A 19,371-nucleotide genomic window follows, 5' to 3' on the forward strand; every position below is an offset into this window, starting at 1 on the left:
CCGTCTGCTACCGGCACGCCAGCGGCGTTTATCCAACCGCGTTATTCCCTAAGGCAATCTCCACCTGATGGGATTGCCCGTCGTCGATGAGCGGTATCTTGCCTTGTGGCAGTTCGGTACCGTCCAGCGTCAGGCGATATTCGCCGCTGCTGTTGCGCAGGGTGATGTCATAGCGGCTATTACCGTACTGATAGCTGAGGCTGGCCGACGGCCAGTCGTGGGGCAGTTCGGTAGCAATGGCGAGCGCATCACCGTGGCGTGTCACCCCCAGTAGCGTTTCGACAATCAGGCGATAGGCCCAGCCTGCCGAACCCGTATACCAACTCCAGCCGCCGCGCCCGGTATGGGGTTCGACGCTATAGATATCCGCCGTCATCACATAGGGTTCGACTTTATAACGCGACGCAGCATGCGGTGTCAGGCTGTGGTTGATCGGATTGATCATCGACCAAAGCTCCCAGGCGCGCGCGCGATTCCCGCTGTGCGCAAACGCCATGATCGCCCAAATCGCGCCATGGGTGTATTGTCCGCCGTTTTCCCGCACGCCGGGAACGTAGCCTTGGATGTATCCCGGGTTTGGCCCGTTGCCATTAAACGGCGGTGTCAGTAGTTGAATGAATCCGGCGTCCTGATTGACCAGGTAGGTATCCAATGCCTTCATGGCCTGCGCACAGCGTTGTGGTTTGCCCGCGCCTGACAGCACCGACCAGCTTTGGGCAATGGCATCGATCTGGCACTCCGTTGACAGGTGCGACCCCAGTGGCTCTCCGTTGTCAAAGTAGCCACGACGATACCAGGCACCGTCCCAGGCATGGGTTTCAATATTTTGCTGCAATTGCGCCGCGTGTTCGCGGCAGCGAGCGGCAAGGCTGTGCTCCTGGCGACGCTCGGCCAGTGCGGCAAAACGCTGCAAAATATCGTAGAGGAAAAAGGCCAGCCAGACGCTTTCGCCTTTGCCTTCCAGCCCGACCAGATTCATGCCATCGTTCCAGTCCCCGGCTCCTATCAGGGGCAAACCGTGGCGACCGGTGGCAAGCCCGTGCTCGATAGCACGCACACAGTGTTGCCACAGCGTTTCACACTGCGCGCTGACCACTGGCTGCTCATAGGCCGATTCTTCGCCGGGCAGCAGTTGCCGTCCTTCCAGATAGGGCACCGTCTGTTCCAGAATGGACAGATCGCCCGTGGTTTCCACGTAGTGACACAGTGCCAGGGGTAGCCACAGATAATCATCCGAGCAGCGGGTGCGCACCCCATTGCCTAAAGGGGGATGCCACCAGTGTTGCACATCTCCTTCAATAAACTGGCGTGAGGCACAGAGTAAAAGTTGATCGTGCAGCCGCTCGGGGGCCGCATGGCTGAGTGCCAGCGTGTCCTGAAGCTGATCGCGAAAGCCGAAGGCCCCGCCGGATTGGTAATAACCGCTGCGCGCCATGATGCGACACGCCAGCGTCTGGTACAGCAGCCAGCCGTTGGCTAACAGATTAACGGCGGCATCGGGCGTATTAACGATGACGGTATCAAGCATCTGATGCCAATAACGGTGTACGTCGGCCAACGCACATTGGGCGGCGGTTTCATTAAGGTAACGCGCGATCAGCGCTTCGGCTTCCTGTGGGGTGCTACCGATGCCGAGCGTGAACACCAGCGTTTGCCGATCGCCGTCGATCAATGAGACAACGGACTGCACGGCTGCACAGGGATCGAATCCAGCTCCGGTTTTCTCCGACAGCGTCACTTGTGCCATGGCTGCCGGGCGATAGCGCGATCCGTTGCGTCCGAGAAACTCTCGCCGATCGGCGGTAAAGGAGCACTGTGTGCCGCTGACGGCAAAAAATGCCGTTTGCTCCGACCCGTTGCTGCCGTAATGGTTAGTGGCCAGAATTCCGCAGCCTTTGTGCACGTTGGCCGGGCGCGTCGCGACATGCAGCGCGCTGGAAAGACGAGAAACGCCGAGCACCCATTCCACATAGCCGGTTGCAGACAGTGTGCGCGTGCGACCTGAACGGTTGTGAAGGGTGAGCATCATGAGTTTCACTGGGGCATCCCGCGCGACCAGTACGGTTAATTCGCTGTCAATGCCGGTTTCGCGATGCGCAAATACGCTATAGCCAAAGCCGTGACGCGACAGGTAAGCCCCCTGACCGCGTAAGGGCAGCGTGGTGGGCGACCACACGGCACCGCTCTCCTCATCACGCAAGTAAAAGGATTCCCCAGAGCGATCGCTGATCGGATCGTTTTCCCACGGTGTTAACCGGTATTCATGGGCGTTTTCGTACCAGGTGTAGGCTTGTCCCGCCTCTGACACGACGCTGCCGAACTGGGTATTCGCCAGCACATTCGACCAGGGGGCAGGAGTGGTGTCGCCCTCGTTCAACACGATGTGATATTCCCGGCCATCCGCTGAAAATCCTCCGAGCCCATTAAAAAATTGCAAGTTGTGCGTGTCGGGATGCCAGGGATGATAGTGCGTGTTGTCGCCTGCCGCTCGCGCTACACGCAGGGGCTGAGGAGCAACGGCACCGGACAGTTTTTGGGTCAACTGTGTCGATAGCTCACCGGCACGATCGTCGAGAAAAATATGCGCCACGCTCATCAACAGCAGGCGATCCTCAGCGGAAAGCTGTTCACCGTTGCGCACGAAGATACCGCCTGGCTTGTCGATTTGATTGCCTTCTGCGCACGCGGCGATCAGGTTAATAATGCGATGATGCAACTCCTGCTGGTAGCCACCCTGATGGGTGTTGAGGATGACCATATCCACTTTCAGGCCTTTTAGCCGCCAGTAGTGGTGCGCCTGGATCAATGTGGCGATCAGCGTCATGCTTTCATCGCTGGTGACGGTCAACAGTACAATCGGCACGTCGCCAGATATCCCCCATCCCCACAGACCCGATTGCCCGCGACGGTTACGCGTGATGATATTCCCTTCGGCGCGTAATTCCGCCACCGGGAACAGCACGGCGCTGGCAAGGCGGTTGAACAGCGCGGCGTCATCCTCATTGGCATTGATTTGCCGCAGCAAAATATGGCTGTGGGAACTCGCCAATTCAAATACCCGGTTGGCAATCGGCCCATCGCGGTATTTCTCCATCAGCGCCTGACTGTGTGTGCGGCTTTCCGTCACGCCATAGAACACGTCTATGGTGACCGGAACGCCGGGTGGCAATACCACGCACTGGCGTATCGCCAGGATAGGATCGAGTACGGCACCGGCGCTGTTGCTGAGTGGGCCCGGTTGGCGCAGCGCAGTGGCCGTGGCGGGAATACGGCCACGCCCCAGGAAAGCGGCTCGGTCAGTATCAAATGATACCGTGCTTTCCACTTGTCCGCGCACCACCACCATGTGGAACAGCCACGGGCCGCGTTCTTCCGGGGCGCGTGGGCGGCGGTGGCACAAAATGGCATCGTGCTCAGGGACCAGTTCGGTTTGCACAAACAGGTTGCTGAATGCCGGATGGGCCAGATCGCTTGCCATGGGCGCCAGCACCACCTCAGCATAAGTGGTCAGTGCAAGGGTGCGTGGCTGACGACCGCGATGCAGCAGGGTTATCCGGCGCAGTTCGATATCATCTTCCGGCGATACCACAATATGGTTTTTTACGCGCAGGCTATCCGCTTTGCGGGTGAATTCGGCGCCGGCATCCGTGAAAATCACCTCGTAGTGGCTGGCCACATCGCCGTCAGCTTGCCAGGTGCTATTCCACACGTCACCGGTTTGCGGATCGCTGAGGTAGCAATAACTTCCCCAGTTATCGCAGGTCGTATCGCTGCGTCAGCGGGTGAGAGCGATGTCACGCCATCGGCTGTAGCCACCGCCCGACTGCGTAACCATCAGGTGATAGTCATGATTGGAGAGCAACTGCACTTCAGGAAGCAGCGTATCAGCGTCCTGAAAACGGCGCGGCTGGTATTGTGCCGGTTTGAGGCGGCCATCGTAGGCATCAAAGTGCCGGCGTGGGCTGTAGAGCTCTATAGCTTCGGGAACACGTTCTTGCAGCAGTAAGCGTGCCGATTGAAACGCCGCGCTGGACATAAAACGTTCGATCATCGGCGCACCCAATAACACATAAGAGAGTGCCTGAAAGGCCATGCCCTGATGGTGTGCCATCCACGAACGCACGATGGCATAGGTCTGTCCGCTGGCTAAACGCGATGGCGTGTAATCCAGTGCCTCATAGAAGCCATATTCACCGTGAGCACCGAGTTTTTTCAGCCGCGCGAGATTGTCGCAGGCCTTGTCCGGGGCGTTCATCAGCGCCATTAACGTGGCGTAAGGGGCGATCACCGTATCATCGGCCAAGCCGCGACGCAGGCCGAGGCCCGGTACACCGAACGCATGGTACTGGTAATTTTGCGCGGCATCGAAAGCATAATAACCCGATTCGGAAATACCCCATGGCACGCCGCGCTCTCGTCCCCAGCGTATCTGGCGCTCGACGGCAGATTGACTCATCTTCTCCAGCAAACTGCCGGGATAGGTTGGCATCACCAGATTGGGCATCAGGTATTCGAACATCGAACCACTCCACGACATCAGCGCCGTTTCATTGTCGATTTTGGTGAACAACCGCCCCAGCGCCGACCAACTTTTCACCGGCAACTGGTTGGTGGCGATGGCCACGAAACTGGTCAGACGAATTTCTGAGGGCAACAGATCGTAGTGGCTGCTATCCAGTGCGTTATTTTCAACGCTGAACCCCACGCTGAGCCGGTTGGTCGTGACATTGTAGAGAAAAGCAAAATCCATCTGGGCATGTTGGTACAGACGCTGTTCGATCTCTGCCATCAGGCTGAGCTGTGCGTGTGCAGCGTGCACCGTTGCTGCGTCAGGCGTGTCCGAACCGGCAGAGATGGCCTGAGCCAGCCAGGAGAGCGATGGTAGCGGGGCATCGCCCCAATCCTCCGGCAGCCAGCCAAGCAGTGTCGACCAGGCGTCGCACAGCGCACTCAACTGTTGATGAAGGCGTTCAACCCAGCGGTGAACCAGCTCCTCATCCGCATGACACAGGTTGAGTAAGCGACTGGTGAGATCGCGCATATGCATCAGTTCGCCAAACAGAGCCGCCGGTGCGAGTGTGGCGGCGCGGATACAGTGGCGCTGCATTTGGCGCAGTGTGGTTGGCGCATTACGGCTCCAGAGCCTGGCCAGAATCCGCAGCGTGTCATCAAGGCCGGCCACAACCTGCTCGGCATCAAAAACCGGCTGGTGACGCAGTGAACGCATGGCCGCATGCAGCGTGAGCAGGTGACCGGCCATATTTCCACTGTCAACGCTGGAGATGTAGCGCGGGGCCAGCGGGGCCAGGGTGCGAGTGTCATACCAGTTATACAAATGACCGCGATAATGCTCCAGTTTATCCAGCGTATCCAACGTGGATGCGATGCGCGTCAGGGCACCTTCCAGCGGCAGATAGCCGAAATCACGGGCAGTCAGTGTTGCCATCAGTGACAGGCCAATGTTGGTGGGCGAGGTGCGATGAGCAATGACCGCGTGCGGTGTTTCCTGATAATTGTCCGGCGGCAGCCAGTTGTCGTCTGGGGTGACAAAGGTATCGAAAAATGCCCAGATTTCTCGACAGTTTTGTCGTAGCCGTCGCTGTTGCTTGCTCGTCAGCGCTGTTCGCTGGCGTTGCGGTTCGCGGCTCATCCAGCTCAGCAGTAACGGCGTGAGACACCAGAGCGCCCCAAGAGGCAGTGCCACTACCAGCGACAGGGGGGCATACTGTACGCTAAGCAGCGGGAGTGCCAACCCTGCTGCCACGTTGAGCCACATGGCGCGGTAAAAACGACCTGCCGTGGTGTCGCGCAGCGCGTTGCTTTGTGCAAAGGGGGTCCATTGATGTAGATTACGTCGGCTGACACCGAGTCGCCACAGGGTGATGGCAACGGCGTGTAATGAATACCCTGCGCGGTGCGGCAAAGTGAGGATCTCTACGCCCATACGCAGTAAACGTTGGCGTGCGCCGCGAATCACTAACCGCACATGCTGCTCGAACGGACGTCGGCGAGGTTTACTGATGATGTCTTGAAACGTCGATAACAGCGTCGGGAGCAGCACTGTCAACGTTAACGCTGATAGCCAATAGGCTTTGTTAGGCACGATCAACAGGGCGCAGAGCAACAGGGTTAAAAACGCAGGTGGCACCAGGCTGCGGCGCAAATTATCGAACAGTTTCCAACGCGAAAGCAGACTCAATGGGTTTGTGCAGAGCGATCCATCGGCACGTATCACATGGGTTTTTAACCAGTTAAGCAGTTGCCAATCACCCCTAATCCACCGTGTGCGCCGCGCCACATCGGTGAGATAATGGTTTGGGTACTGCTCATACAACAGCACGTTGCTGACTAGCCCCGAACGGGCATAACAGCCTTCTAGCAGATCGTGGCTTAGTACCAAATCTTCCGGGCAAACGTACTGCGTTGCGGCAGTAAAAGTATCCACATCGTAGATGCCTTTGCCGATAAAGGAGCCTTCGCCAAACAGATCCTGATAAATGTCGGATGACATCATGGTGTAGGGATCGTTGCCTGCCGCACCGCTGAACAGCGTGGCATATCGACCTTGCCCATAACGGGGGATCTCTTCTGCCATTCCCGGCTGCAAAATGCCATAACCTGCAACCACGCGCTGGCTGGCCGGATCGTACTGCGGATGGTTGAGCGGATGAGCCAGCGTAGCGATCAGTTTGTGTGCCGTGTCGCGCGGCAGCACGGTATCGCAATCCAGCGTGATGACATATTTTATCGTGTTTACCGGGCCCGTTGCGTTACCGACAATGTGGGAAAATTGCTCATTCGGATGGCGTAGCCAGTGGTTTAACAGGGCCAGCTTGCCGCGTTTTCGCTCATATCCCATCCATACCCCTTGTTTTGGGTTCCACGCGGGGGCGCGGTGCAGCAGATAAAAGACCGGATCGCTGTCACGGGCATAGCGGCGGTTGAGCGCGCGGGTCTGTTCTTCTGCCCAGGCCAGGAGATCGTTGTGCTCCTGAGTTTCAGGGGCTGTACTGTCCATAAAGTCGGTGAGCAGCGCAAAATAGAGGTGCTCACTGCTGCGCCGTTTAATGAGCCACCTGCTGCTCGAACGGGAAGAGGTGGTGATCATGGATATGGAGGCCGGTATCGAACATTTGGGGCGTTCCACCGCGGAAGCGGTGGATGTGCTGATTGTGGTGGTGGAACCGGGGCAACGCAGCATTCAGACCGCGCGTCAGATTGGCGGCTTGGCCGCTGAAATTGGCATTCATAACGTGGTGTATGTCGGCAGTAAAATCGCCAAACCCTCCGACAGGGATTTTTTGGCAGCGGCGCTGGATAGCGCGCCGTTACTGGGTTACCTGTCACTGAATGACACCATTCGTGATGCAGATCTTAGCGGCAGCGCGCCTTACGATCTTGGCGGCGCGTTTATGACGGAACTGGCCGTGATTGGACAGCGTCTTGCCGCCCTGTATCAAGGAGCCTAGCCCATGTGCCAACTGCGAGTCCGACTGCGGTATGCCGATCGGCGCGAAGCGTTATTGAACGATATCGCAGCGATTCAGGTTGCGCCGGACAGCATTACGCTTTCAGCGCTGTTTGAGCCGCCGCGCGAGCTGTGCGGTTTTGATATTCAACACATTGATAGTCTGCGCAACGAAGTGTTGCTGGTTCAGCGTAGCGTCGAAAAACAAAACGGAGAACACCCATGATTGCTATTCCCTTAATGAAGAAACTCAATGTGCTGGTGCCGCATTGGATCGAACATAACGATGAGCATATTGCAGACATGGAAAAGTATCTGCGTGCATTGGAAATGGATGGGCAAAACGAACTGGCGCAACACTGCCGTGATGTTATTGCACAAATGACGGCGGTGAGTGAAAAGCTCACCCTGATGGCGCAGCAACTCAAGCCTGTCTCACTGCGCGGCTGACGAGGCGAGGGAGAGACGATGTGTGATAACTGTGGCTGCAATATACCGCATGCCAGCCAGGTGCACTTGGCTAACGGCACCATCCGGGCGATAAGGCCATTCAACGCAGCTGAACCGCGCACGCTGGCGGTGATGCAGAACCTGTTGCAAGAGAATAACGATCGGGCGGCGCTTAACCGTCAGCAATTTGATGCCCATGGAACGCGCGTGTTCAACCTGATGTCCTCACCGGGCAGCGGTAAGACCTCACTGCTGGAAGTCACCCTCGAACAACTCACGGCGCGCGGTGTTAACGTGGCGGTGATAGAAGGGGATTTGGAAACCGAAAATGATGCCTTGCGCCTGCGCCGCAAAGGTGTCCCGGTTGTGCAAATCACGACGGGAATGGCCTGCCATCTCGATGCGCAAATGGTTAACACGGCCTGGCAAACGCTTTGTTCTGAACCGGTGGACATCTTGTTTATCGAAAACGTTGGCAATCTGGTGTGTCCGGCCAGTTTCGATCTTGGTCAACACCATAACGTGGTGCTGCTCTCAGTGCCGGAGGGCGATGACAAACCGGAGAAATACCCGGTGATGTTCCGCCAGGCGGAAGCGGTGTTGGTAACCAAGGTGGATTTATTACCCTATTTTACCGAGTTCAGCCTTGAACGCGTGCGAGAGGAGGTCGCGCTCTTGGCACCAGGAAGTGACATATTACCGCTTTCGACCAAAACCACGCAGAATTGGGCACAATGGGTAGCATGGCTCGGCGATCGGTGCGTGAACTGACACATGCATCAGCGAGGGTGGCTTCCCTGTCTTCGCTGATGGATCACGGTGAGTTATCTTTCTGCGGCTGCTGATTGACCCAAACCAGATCGTCCACCGCAAAACCGAGGTTTTTCGCGATGGACACATAGCGCTGTTTTACCTCAGCCGGCAGCTCTGGTGTGCGCGACAGTAACCATAAATAATCGCGGTTTGGTCCGCTGACCAATGCGTATTGGTAATCATTATCCAGTGCGATCACGTTATAGCCGCCATAAAAGGGACCAAAAAAGGAGACCTTGAGCGCCGCCGTTGTGGTTCTACCGGTGAAATAGGCCTTGCCTTCGCTCGATTTCCACTGTTTCTTTAGCGGATCGTAGCCTTGATTCAGCACGGTCAATCCCCCGTCGCGGCGTTTTCCATAGGTTGCCGTCACCTGTTGCAAACCTCGCTCAAAACGGTTTTCCAAACGCGCTATTTCATACCATTTCCCCAGATAACGCTCGGCATCAAAATCGGCAACAGGATTTACCCCTTTGGGGGGTGAGGGTGACTTACAGGCAACCAGCGCCAGTGATAACGCGATACCAGTAAGGATTGGCCACATTTTCATGCGTACTCCTTGCGTATTTTTTGAGGGAGTGTGCAAGTATAGAGGGGAAATGCTGTTTTTACTGTATACCCGTCATACTTCAAATTGCTGATGCGTTGGCTTCACTCATTCACCCGAATCACTTACTTATGAAAGCTCATCGGGATTCTCTCCCTTGCCGCCTTCCTGCAATTCGAATTATTTAGGGTATATACATCGCGTAGCTATGCAGGAAAACGTGGAGAATGCAGTGATTTTTTGGCATTAAAATCATTTCCATCGGCGTTTTATTCTGATTTTTTGCGTTTGCAAAACATGAGCGATCAGCGTTTTTATGGATTTGTTTTAGATATACCTAATATGTCTTTCGTAATTTACGCCATGTGCAGGAATTGATATTTTATCGCAGCAAATTATATCCGTAAAAAACGATTATCCTCTGGCTGGGAGGATATGGTTTGCTTATGTGAAAAATTAAAAGGAGAAAAGAACGTGAGAAAAGGACCCCTTAATTTATGTGCGGCGATCATCTGTGGGATGTTTACACTTATGCATTTATCCGCTATTTCAGCAGAAAAGACCACGGCCACCTACAGCGGTGTGAAATACCCGTATAAAGTGATTAACGGTGTATTACACTATCAAAGTGCCGTGAATCTGCCCGCCGTGCCGATGAAAAACGTCAAGCCGGAGAATTTCTCGGTGATCTATTCCGATACGGCTTTTGGCGTAGGAAAAGCCAATGGCACCTATTATTGCAACGCCGTCGCTTTGCCCAAGGCATTTAATCCGGAAAAAGCCAAAGCGATTGATTCCTATCTGGTTAGTGATGTTGGAACCTATGCCTATTGCAAAAAAATGACCGTTGACATCGACTGGACGAAATTTGAAGCGCTGGATTTCCCTTTTTTCAGTGATGGCAAACGTATCTTTATGCGTGACGGTTCGGTGTTAAAAGGCGCTGACGTTGCGACGTTCCAGACTAAAGGAACCAATCAGGCCTTCGATAAAAAACAGTATTACTTCAGAGAAAGTGATTCAGCCACCATCCCTTATAAAAAGAGCGTCAACATTCATGAAAAGTGCTTTGGTTGGGCGACTATCGATGATGCGCTTTATTTTCGCGGTGAAAAAAACAGCGAATTTGATGCCAGTACCTTTACCTGCCTCTCGTTTAGTGTGACGGCGGATAAAAAAGGTTTTTATATTTACGGTAAGCCTTTCCCGATTTTTACACCGGATACCGATGTGAAAAACCTCAAAGCATTATCCGATCATGTTGTCACCGACGGTAAGTCAGTCTGGTTCGTGAAAATTGAGCCAGAGCGGTTAGCCGGATTGGATGCGAGTAAGGTGAACGTTAATGAGAACGTCATCTCTGATGGGGTGAATGAATGGCACTGCGAAGACTTGAAATCGCCGGGAGAAGCGATGTGTACTAAAAAATAAATTGTTGCCGTGTGGAAATGCGTCATTCTGGGCGACGCATTTCCAGCGTAAAGCGACAGCCTTTTTCTGAGCTATCGACGTGCATGCGCCAGCCCAGATGTTCCACGATGCGCTGCACAATCGATAAGCCAAGTCCTTCGCCTCGTTGCTGCGCACTGTGCAGAAAACGCTGAAATTGCTGCGGATCGATGCTAGGCGGCAGGCCAGGACCGGTGTAAGAAACGATAAGTGTCGTGCCGTGCAAGGCAATTCGTACTTCACCTTGCTCCGTGTACTGACAGGCATTGCGCAGCAGGTTCCAGATAATACTGCGCGCCAGTTCAGCATTGGTGTACGTGTGAGGGGCTTGCGGTGCCTCCAGAACCAGCGTCACCGGTTTTTTTGCCAGCCAGGGTTGGCAGCGCGTAATACACTCCTCGATCAACGGACGCAGCGGCACGTCGTCGCGCGCCAACGTGTGCGGATCGCGTGACAGCAATAGCAGGCAGGTCAGTTGGCGTTGCATTTCCTGCGTGGTGCGTACGATGCGCTCAGCGCTGGCTATCAAGTGGCTGCCGGCAGGCAATTGATGCACGATGGTTTCCGCCGCACCGCCGATAATAGCCAGCGGCGTGCGCAACTCATGGCTGGTATCGCTGACAAAGCATCGCTCACGGTGCAGAAACTGCTCCAGTTCATCACTGTGCTGAGCAAACGCGCGCGCCAACACGCCGATTTCATCGCTCGCATCCTGAAACGGCAAGGGCTTCTGCTTACGCTGCACCACGTCGGCCAGGTGCGTAATGGGCGCGGTAACGCGCGCCGACGTCAATCTTCCAATCCAGAACGCGCACAGAATACACACCAGAATCACCAGCGGTGCGAAGCCGTCAATCAGGTATTCCAAAAATCGGTAGTACTTGCCATCCTGTAACAGGTAGTAACGCTGAGCATCGCGTGTAAATACCAGCAGATACCAATGTTCGGGTTGTTCCAGTCGGTGGTAACCCGGAGCGTAATCTCGCAGGGCATCGGGTACGGTCTGCACATCGTAAAACTGGCTGCCTGCCGGCAGGGGGGGATCAATGCCTTTGACAATAGCATTTTCCAGCCGAGGCACCTCGTCGTGCAGGCTTTTTGCGATGACGTACGATCGAACCTCATCGTAATCAAGCTGCTCCGCGATAACGACAACCCCCATGACGGCTACCATCAGTAGTACAAATGAAATCGTAATGCGGGTCTTGAGCGTCATTTGCTGGTAAAGGGATTTCATGATGCTGGGTCTACTCGCTGTGTGATAATTCCGGCGCAACCTCCCCGGGCGTATGGAGACGTAAACCGACGCCATGCACCGTTTCTATCAGAGCCGATGTGAAGTTTTTGTCAATTCGCTGGCGCAGGTCATGAATGTGTGTGCGCAGCGCACCACTTTCAGGCGGTTCGTCGCCCCACAGCAGGTATTCCATTTGCTGCTTTTTAACCACGTCAGGTGCGGCGCGGACCAGACACAGCAGCAACTTGTGCGTGGTGGGTGTCAGGTTGATAGTCTGGCCTTGCCGCCATGCCTGCGGTGCGCGGGTGTCCACTAACAGATCGTCCCAGGCCAGCGTGCCTTGCACCTGCCGGCCTTGGGCACGGCGTACTAGCGCCTTGATGCGGGCATCGAGTTCCTTGAGTGAAAAGGGTTTGACCAGATAATCGTCGGCACCCAACGCCAGGCCCCGCACCCGGTCTTCGACGGGATCGCGTGCGGTCAGCATCAGTACCGGCACGGGGTTCTGAAATTCCGCCCGAAGTTTGCTGCATAGTGTCATGCCGTCCAAACGCGGCAGCATTAAATCCAACAAAATGGCGTCATAATCATGCTGCGTCGCCATACGCAGACCTGTGACACCGTCACGTGCGTCGTCGAGCACATAACCCAGTGGCTCAAAAAAATCGTACAGATTGGCGACCAACTCTGGGTTGTCTTCAATGATAAGCAGGCGCGTCATCGGTCATCGACATCCTTAAAAGATAAACGACATCTTAACAACTTCCTGACACGCGCTTTTTGATACTGCACAGGCCTTTCATTGATGGGGAATTGTGCGTGTATACCTGTCCGATATCCAAGCGATTCACTCTGTTATCGTTGACCTGGGCAGTCGGGCTGTTCTTTACCGCCATTGGATGCGGTATGCAGTGGCAAACGCCAGAGCCTAACGCGGAGATCAACAGCCTGCAAACCCAAGAAACAGCGCGGCCTTTAACCCTTATACGCACTATTATCGGCTATGTGAAACACGGCTTGAAGCGCACCACGTCACAGCTCTTGCGTGCACTGGATAAGGATGCCAAACGTCCGAGAATGCAGCCGCAGGTGTTCAGACGAGAGGGGTATTGCCGATTCGTACCGCCGAGCGTGGTGGTGTTTATGAGGCGCTGAACACCCAGTTAAACCGGGTGTTCAGTCGCTGCATTTATGCGGGTTCGCGTTGGCTTATCAGCAGTGCTAAATCGACAAGGCGGTTTGAAAATCCCCATTCGTTGTCGTACCAGGCGAGGATTTTGACCATATTACCGCCGATAACCAGCGTCGAGAGTCCGTCAATAATGGACGAACGCGGATCGCCCTGATAATCGCTCGAGACCAACGGTTCGTCGCTATAGCCGAGAATACCTTGCAATGGGCCGGAAGCCGCTGCTTCACGAAACGCATTGTTGACGTCCTCTATGCTTACCTCGCGCTCAAGGGTTACCGTGAGATCGACAATTGATACCACAGGAACCGGTACGCGCAGGGAATAGCCGGTCAATCGCCCCTCCAGTTCAGGGATTACTTTCCCTAGCGCTTTGGCGGCGCCACTGGAGTAGGGCACAATCGATAACGCGGCGGCGCGCGCACCGCGTAGGTCTTTTTCCGGCTGATCGTGCAATGCCTGGCTGTTGGTGTAGGCGTGAGTGGTATTCATCAGGCCATGTTTAATACCAAAATGCTGGTGCAAAACCTGTGCCGCCGGAGCCAGTCCGTTGGTGGTGCAACTCCCATTGCTGACGACATAGTGCTTTTGTGGATCGTATAACTCATGGTTCACGCCCATAACCACCGTCAAATCGTCATTCTTGCCCGGCGCAGAGATGATGACGCGCTTGGCTCCACCGCTCTCAATATGCACTGCCGCTTTTTCGCGTTCGGTGAAAAAACCCGTCGCTTCAATCACGATGTCCACCTCAGCATCACGCCAGGGAATACGCGCAGGATCGCGCTCGCTGAACACGGTGATAGGGTTGCCATTCACGCGGAGTTGCCCGTGGGTTGCCTCAACAGGGGCCGAGAGTGTGCCCAGCAGAGAGTCATATTTCAGCAGGTGGGCCAGCGTTTTGCTGTCCGTCAAATCGTTGATTGCCACAATTTGTATGTCGGGGTTGCCCAACGCAGCACGCAGGACGTTGCGACCGATTCTGCCGAAACCATTGATACCGACCTTGACCATGATGAACTCCTTAGTGGTTGTCTCTGGAGTGACTGTAGGCCATGGGGCTGTTGGCGTAAATGACAAAAAAGGATCACATTACGCCATTTTTCGACAGTGGAAGCGCTGGCGATATTCTCCGGGGGTTAATTGCAGCTGTTTTTCAAAAATACGACGCAGGTTAATGCTGCTGCCAAACCCTGTATTGGCGGCAATGCGCTCCAGCGTATCGGTAGTTTGTTCCAGATGTTGTCGTGCTGCGGCAAGGCGCGCTTCTGACACATAGCGCGCTGGGGAAACGCCGGTTTCACGGGTAAATACGCGGGTAAAATTACGCGGACTCATGGCGACTTTTTCAGCCAACACATCGACGCAGAGATCGGCAGTGATGTTGTCGAGTATCCATGTTTGCAAATCACCGATCGGACCTGCATTGCTGGTTTGGTGCAAGTTGTAACGGCTAAACTGTAATTGACTGCCCGGACGATGCAGATACATCACCAAATCCTGCGCGACATCACGGGCAAGACTGAAGCCGTAATCCTCCTCAACCAGCGCCAGTGTCAGATCAAACCCAGAGCTGACACCGCCAGAGGTCCAGATAGGACCATCCTGTATATACAGGGGGCCGGCTTCGACCTTTACCTTAGGGAAGGTTGCCTGCATAGCTTCCAGCAGTTTCCAGTGTGTGGTCGCTCGTCTTCCATTGAGCAAGCCGCTCTGAGCGAGCAACATCGCACCGCCACAAATAGAAGCAATGCGGTGCGCATGTGGCGCGGCAAGGCGCAGCCAATCCACTACGGCAGTGCCTTCCTGCTCATTTTGACCTCGGCCCGTGATCAGTATGGTGTCGAGCGGCTCACGGGGATCTATCTCATGCAAACGGTGATCCGCCAGCAGATTCAGCCCGGATTGACCGTGGATCACCTGATGCGGCTGTGTGGTGGCAATATTGATGTGATAACGAGGTGTCGCCAACCCGTCAGTATGCAGTTGGTTTGCTTGCATCAGGATGTCGGCAATACCGGCAGACTCAAACAGCATGCCGCCATCAGGAACGATAATCAGGATCTTCTTCATGTCCGAAAAATATACTTTTTGCAAAATAAGTCAACAGCGCAATACCCTTTGCTTCATTCAGACATGACCCCGAATTGCATGATGCAACGCGTGCGATAACGCTAACAGGTCGGCAAGGCCATCATATGATAGTTATTGCCATTGAAACTAAAAAAGCCGACATCCTCAAACTGGTTCCTTGAGTGGAATGCATAAGATCGTGGGTTCAGCACATTCACAAAAGTGACTACAACAGGGTAACGTGTAGCAAAAATCTGTTGTTGATGGGCTAACAGTAATTCACCGATCCCTCGGCCCCGGTACGCTTCGGCAATACAAATCGGGCCGTATTGATAAGAATGTGCCGGATCAAGTTTATGATCGTTAAAGGTATACGCATTGAGAATGCTGGCCATATAGTCAAACATTGGCCAGGGTTGGAGGAATGCCCAGGATGCCCCGAGAAGCAACCCCACCACGCGGTTGTTCCCCTCATCAACAGCAACGGTGACACCGTTTTCAGCGAGGCGCAGCGTGTCGAGTTGCTCAACCGTCATGTCCGTCGTCACGAAGCCATTATCGCGTTGATCGGCAATGAGATTTTTTGCATGATAGCGTTCAAGCAGCGCTTTCACGTGTTGAATATCAGCCAATCCCGCCGATCTAACGGTGATACTCCCTTGACGCATCTCCATATGTGTTTCTCCGAAATAAACGAGCGGTTCTTATTCTACGCCTTCTCGTGCTGAGGATGTGACACGCGCTTTATCCGCGCTGACGTGTAGCTGCAATAGTGAACAGGTTTACCCCTTGACGCGATGAACCTGCTTGTTCATTAACGTATTACGCTGACATTTTCCAGTTTCACCTGACTTTCAGGCTTATCACCCAGCTGCTGGGTAACCGGCACAAATACATTGAGATCTTTCAGCCAGGCGGCCTTGCTATTGCTTTTTGGCTGACCTTTGTCGGTTTGCTGACACTCAACTAAAAGATATTTCCCCGTAAACTCAGGCGCAAGGCGACTCGCCTCTCCTTCTACTGTGGCCTCACAACGCAGCGCCCCTGAAATCGGTACTTTTTTGTCGGAATCAATACTGTTCCATTGCGCCTTATAATGTTGACCCGCTACCAGCGGGAAACGCAAATCAGTCTGCAACTGGTCAAGCAGTGTCGTTTCACTGCTGATGGACATGACAAACTTCAGTTGTAGTTGATTCGCCAGCGTTAAGCGTTGCACCTTCCAAATACCATAATCTTCCAGTTTGCGCACATAGCCATCGGGTTGCGCCTCTAATTGCACATTGACCTTACCGAGTGCGCTCACCTCTGTATAACGAAGCTGTTTAAAACGCGGCATTGCCCATGACTTAATCAGTGACTGCGTTTGCTGTTCAATGGCGGCTGACAGTGGGAACTTCGCCAACCACTGTGGATCGTTATTGCTCAGCTCGGGCAAGGATGGGCCCATTAGCGTTGATGCTGGCTTCTGGGTAGCAGGCACAAAATGCCCTTGGGCTTTGAAGGTTTGTCCTGCTGGTAACTGGCACATCTGGTCAAACCGTTCAGACATTTTCTTATCGATTTCAAAGTCTTTCTTACGGCGTACAATATCAGCAGTGATAAGTGAGTCGGTAACGCGCCCCTCGCTATCGATATTCATTGCAGCAACCGCGCCACCCTGATGGGTGATGCAATTATAAAAAAAGTGCTCAATTTTTAATCCATATGGCGCATCGTAAGGCGGTTCCCAGAGGATATCCGCCGAGTCAAATCCCAGACGTACCGAGAGGATGTCGTCTGAGCGTTTAATGCTATTGATATCGACAAGGTCAGTAAACATGCCCGAAGCGGTGGTTGATAATTTTTCCCACAGCATGTCTTTTATCGGGTGCTGACATGTGATGCGGATATCCTCAGCCGTTATCTGCTTATCATCCTGAGCAGGTGCATAGCGCAGGTAGCTGTTACCGTAATAGCGAGCTCTAGTCAGGCCTTCTTGATTCAATAAATCCTTGTAAAGCAGTTCTGCTTTTCCCTGCTTGCAATCAACCGATCGCCATTGCTGAACGGTTTTACCGTCACTGAATTTTAATGAAACCATGTAATTCACACGATCGTTAATTTTGACGACAGACAAAGGATTAATGCCGCCACTCTCCACTGTGGGTATATCCGCCGCCGACGCCAAAGGGATCGGCAACAGAGACAGAAAAAGAAGAGGGCGTATTAACGCGCGAATGCAGTACATATAGGTTCCTTCACAGAGTCATTAATGCACAAAGGTATCGGCATTATGTCGAAGATTTTTAATTTGATTTTAACGAGATACGCCACCACGTGGCATGTCGCGCGGCTCATTTTTGGCTGCGTAGCGGTGAGATGACGTGAGATGACATAAAAAAGCCACGCAACGGTGTGTATATTAGGGGGCGACGCTGTGGACGCAGGACAAATTGCGTGCCGATCTCGCGCTTACACCGGATAACGTCATGATACGCTACCGTGCCGCTTTCGCATTGGGCGATGGCATGTGGTGGGACAAGGCGAATACCTTTAATGCGCGGCACAATATTGAAACGGTCGATGTGGTGACTATCTGCCAGATGTGCTGGCGGGCTGATCCGCTTATTTCCCTTTCTCCAGGCCAGTGCTTACCGTTCGCGGTGTCTGGACCAAAGGATGAGCGAAGTGGGTGCAATGACCCGTTCTGTTAATCGTGAAGTCGCTAGCCTACCGATCACCATACGGGTCATAGCAATACTCGGCAACCCTCTGTGCATGCGCGACAAGCAGGTGGCTTGAGGCGTAATCCAGGCCAGTGCTACGCCAGGCAAATGGGAGCCGCGGAATGTCAGTTAGATCCAAACATCATTCTGTGCCGTCCGTTCTCCCGTTTCGCCTCCTGTGTTGAGCACGCCACGCGGTTCTATCAGCATCAGTTTCACTTCAGACTCGGCATAGGGTTTGTGCTCAACCCCTCTGGGAACAACAAACAACTCGCCTTGCTGAAGCAGAACGTTGCCATCGCGGAAGTCGATGCGCAATTCGCCATCGAGTACCAGGAAGGCTTCGTCAGTATCAGCATGAACGTGCCAGATGAAATCGCCTTTCAGGCGAACGATCTTGAATTGGTAGTCGTTCATTTCTGCTACGACTTTGGGTGTCCACTGCTCACTGAAAAGGGTGAACTTTTGTGCGACGTTGATGGCGGTATAACGGCCGGTACTCATGCTGGAATCCTTATTGAAGATTTGAAGCCAGCATGGTAGAGAAAGCGCGTTAAGGGGTCTTGTACGATTGTGCAGGTTATGGTTTCGCGCTATTTAGGACGCTTTAATACGTTTCAACCATCGTCCCGGCGAAACGCCATAGGCAGACGTGAAGTGGCGTGCCATGTGGCTTTGATCAAAGAAACCTGCCATTACTGCCGTCTCGGCGATGGACTGACCCGATAGCATCAATCGACGGGCGTAATCCAGGCGGCGCATACTCAGGTAGCGATAGGGGCTGGTACCGTAGAGTGCCCGGAAATCCCGGCATAGCTGCCAATGATCCAATTCGCTGGCCTCGGCGAGCGCCTCTAGCGTGATGGTCTGCTCCAGCGTTTCATGGATGAAGGCCCGAGCGCGTTCCACTGCCACGAAATCAGGATGGCGTCGAATTCGGCGCTGCCCGGCAACCGTTTCCAGCGCATGGGCCAGATCGTACAGCGCATCATCCTCTTCTATCGGGTCAATGCTGCTGTTCATGTCCTGCAATAATGGGGCAATCGCCGCCTGAATTCGTGGGTCGCTGGACAAACCGCCCTCGATGAAAGGGAGTGGCTTGCCGCCAAGGATCTGTTGGATCAAGGCGGGCTCGATGTACGTCATCCGGTAATGAAATCCCGCTTCGGTTCCGGCTTCTCCATCATGGAGTTCATCGGGGTGAAGCACCAAAATGGTCCCGGGTAGGCTATGGCGCTGGGATTTGCGATAATGAAAACACTGAACACCCGCCAAGGTGCAGCCGATAGCATACGTGTCGTGTCGGTGTGGGGTATAGCCATGCCCACCGAAATAGGCTTCGATGCGTTCGATCTTTCCCGGTTGGGTGGCGTGATGAACCCAATCGTAAGGTGTTGTTGTTTTAACCATATTCACCCGCGTAGAAACGTGACCTGA

At 54.1% G+C, this 19,371-nt stretch carries 16 protein-coding genes and 1 pseudogene; 7 read left to right on the plus strand and 10 right to left on the minus strand.

Annotation, left to right across the window (positions count from 1 at the left end):
- Positions 1-28 precede the first annotated feature (28 nt).
- Positions 29-7,054: pseudogene (locus tag K6K13_RS09660) on the minus strand (GH36-type glycosyl hydrolase domain-containing protein); the annotation flags it as partial.
- A gap of 52 nt (positions 7,055-7,106) precedes the next feature.
- Between K6K13_RS09660 and K6K13_RS09665 the strand changes: the two are divergent.
- From K6K13_RS09665 to hypB, 4 genes are read left to right on the plus strand one after another with little or no spacing between them, the layout of a single operon-like run.
- Entirely contained in the window at positions 7,107-7,469 is a 363-nt protein-coding gene (locus tag K6K13_RS09665; protein ID WP_222161242.1) for an ATP-binding protein, read from the plus strand.
- A 3-nt stretch (positions 7,470-7,472) separates the two neighbouring features.
- The gene (locus K6K13_RS09670) at positions 7,473-7,694 is read left to right on the plus strand and encodes a CooT family nickel-binding protein (RefSeq protein ID WP_222160596.1); all 222 of its coding nucleotides are present in this window, start codon (positions 7,473-7,475) and stop codon (positions 7,692-7,694) included.
- Positions 7,691-7,918, plus strand: coding sequence for a DUF8180 domain-containing protein (locus tag K6K13_RS09675; RefSeq protein WP_222160597.1), 228 nt, complete (start codon positions 7,691-7,693; stop codon positions 7,916-7,918). The genes K6K13_RS09670 and K6K13_RS09675 overlap by 4 nt, the downstream gene beginning before the upstream one ends.
- Positions 7,919-7,936: 18 nt before the next feature.
- Positions 7,937-8,689 (plus strand): hydrogenase nickel incorporation protein HypB, encoded by a 753-nt coding sequence (hypB, locus tag K6K13_RS09680; RefSeq protein ID WP_222160598.1) that lies wholly within the window; start codon positions 7,937-7,939, stop codon positions 8,687-8,689.
- Between the two features lie 43 nt (positions 8,690-8,732).
- On the opposite strand, the gene blc is transcribed toward hypB, so the two are convergent.
- A complete protein-coding gene (gene blc / locus K6K13_RS09685; RefSeq protein ID WP_222160599.1) occupies positions 8,733-9,281 on the minus strand; it encodes an outer membrane lipoprotein Blc in 549 nt (182 codons plus the stop codon).
- A gap of 528 nt (positions 9,282-9,809) precedes the next feature.
- Here blc and K6K13_RS09690 point away from each other — a divergent pair.
- A complete protein-coding gene (locus tag K6K13_RS09690) occupies positions 9,810-10,709 on the plus strand; it encodes a DKNYY domain-containing protein (RefSeq protein ID WP_222160600.1) in 900 nt (299 codons plus the stop codon).
- Between the two features lie 22 nt (positions 10,710-10,731).
- Here K6K13_RS09690 and K6K13_RS09695 read toward each other — a convergent pair whose 3' ends face one another.
- Together K6K13_RS09695 and K6K13_RS09700 are read right to left on the minus strand one after the other, a co-directional pair.
- On the minus strand, positions 10,732-11,964 hold the full coding sequence (locus K6K13_RS09695; RefSeq protein WP_222160601.1) for a sensor histidine kinase: 1,233 nt from the start codon (positions 11,962-11,964) through the stop codon (positions 10,732-10,734).
- Positions 11,965-11,974: 10 nt separating this feature from the next.
- A complete protein-coding gene (locus tag K6K13_RS09700) occupies positions 11,975-12,685 on the minus strand; it encodes a response regulator transcription factor (protein ID WP_222160602.1) in 711 nt (236 codons plus the stop codon).
- Between the two features lie 98 nt (positions 12,686-12,783).
- Here K6K13_RS09700 and K6K13_RS09705 point away from each other — a divergent pair, with 98 nt between their 5' ends.
- Entirely contained in the window at positions 12,784-13,119 is a 336-nt protein-coding gene (locus K6K13_RS09705) for a hypothetical protein (protein ID WP_222160603.1), read from the plus strand.
- Between the two features lie 34 nt (positions 13,120-13,153).
- Here K6K13_RS09705 and gap read toward each other — a convergent pair whose 3' ends face one another.
- From gap to K6K13_RS09725, 4 genes are all read right to left on the minus strand, one after another.
- Positions 13,154-14,167, minus strand: a complete 1,014-nt coding sequence (gap, locus tag K6K13_RS09710; protein WP_222160604.1) for a type I glyceraldehyde-3-phosphate dehydrogenase — start codon at positions 14,165-14,167, stop codon at positions 13,154-13,156.
- 78 nt (positions 14,168-14,245) lie between these two features.
- On the minus strand, positions 14,246-15,226 hold the full coding sequence (locus tag K6K13_RS09715) for a GlxA family transcriptional regulator (RefSeq protein WP_222160605.1): 981 nt from the start codon (positions 15,224-15,226) through the stop codon (positions 14,246-14,248).
- Between the two features lie 101 nt (positions 15,227-15,327).
- Positions 15,328-15,900, minus strand: coding sequence for a GNAT family N-acetyltransferase (locus K6K13_RS09720; RefSeq protein ID WP_222160606.1), 573 nt, complete (start codon positions 15,898-15,900; stop codon positions 15,328-15,330).
- A 140-nt stretch (positions 15,901-16,040) separates the two neighbouring features.
- Positions 16,041-17,456: a hypothetical protein gene (locus K6K13_RS09725; protein ID WP_222160607.1), complete on the minus strand. Its 1,416-nt coding sequence runs from the start codon at positions 17,454-17,456 to the stop codon at positions 16,041-16,043.
- Positions 17,457-17,697: 241 nt separating this feature from the next.
- Here K6K13_RS09725 and K6K13_RS23185 point away from each other — a divergent pair, with 241 nt between their 5' ends.
- Positions 17,698-17,922, plus strand: a complete 225-nt coding sequence (locus tag K6K13_RS23185) for a hypothetical protein (protein WP_252120463.1) — start codon at positions 17,698-17,700, stop codon at positions 17,920-17,922.
- A 141-nt stretch (positions 17,923-18,063) separates the two neighbouring features.
- Here the strand turns inward: K6K13_RS23185 and K6K13_RS09735 are convergent, their stop codons facing one another.
- Both K6K13_RS09735 and K6K13_RS09740 read right to left on the minus strand, forming a co-directional pair.
- On the minus strand, positions 18,064-18,438 hold the full coding sequence (locus K6K13_RS09735) for a cupin domain-containing protein (protein WP_222160608.1): 375 nt from the start codon (positions 18,436-18,438) through the stop codon (positions 18,064-18,066).
- A gap of 93 nt (positions 18,439-18,531) precedes the next feature.
- On the minus strand, positions 18,532-19,344 hold the full coding sequence (locus tag K6K13_RS09740) for an AraC family transcriptional regulator (RefSeq protein ID WP_222160609.1): 813 nt from the start codon (positions 19,342-19,344) through the stop codon (positions 18,532-18,534).
- Between the last annotated feature and the right edge of the window lie 27 nt (positions 19,345-19,371).

This window comes from Symbiopectobacterium purcellii (assembly GCF_019797845.1).
GTDB classification, from domain to species: domain Bacteria; phylum Pseudomonadota; class Gammaproteobacteria; order Enterobacterales; family Enterobacteriaceae; genus Symbiopectobacterium; species Symbiopectobacterium purcellii.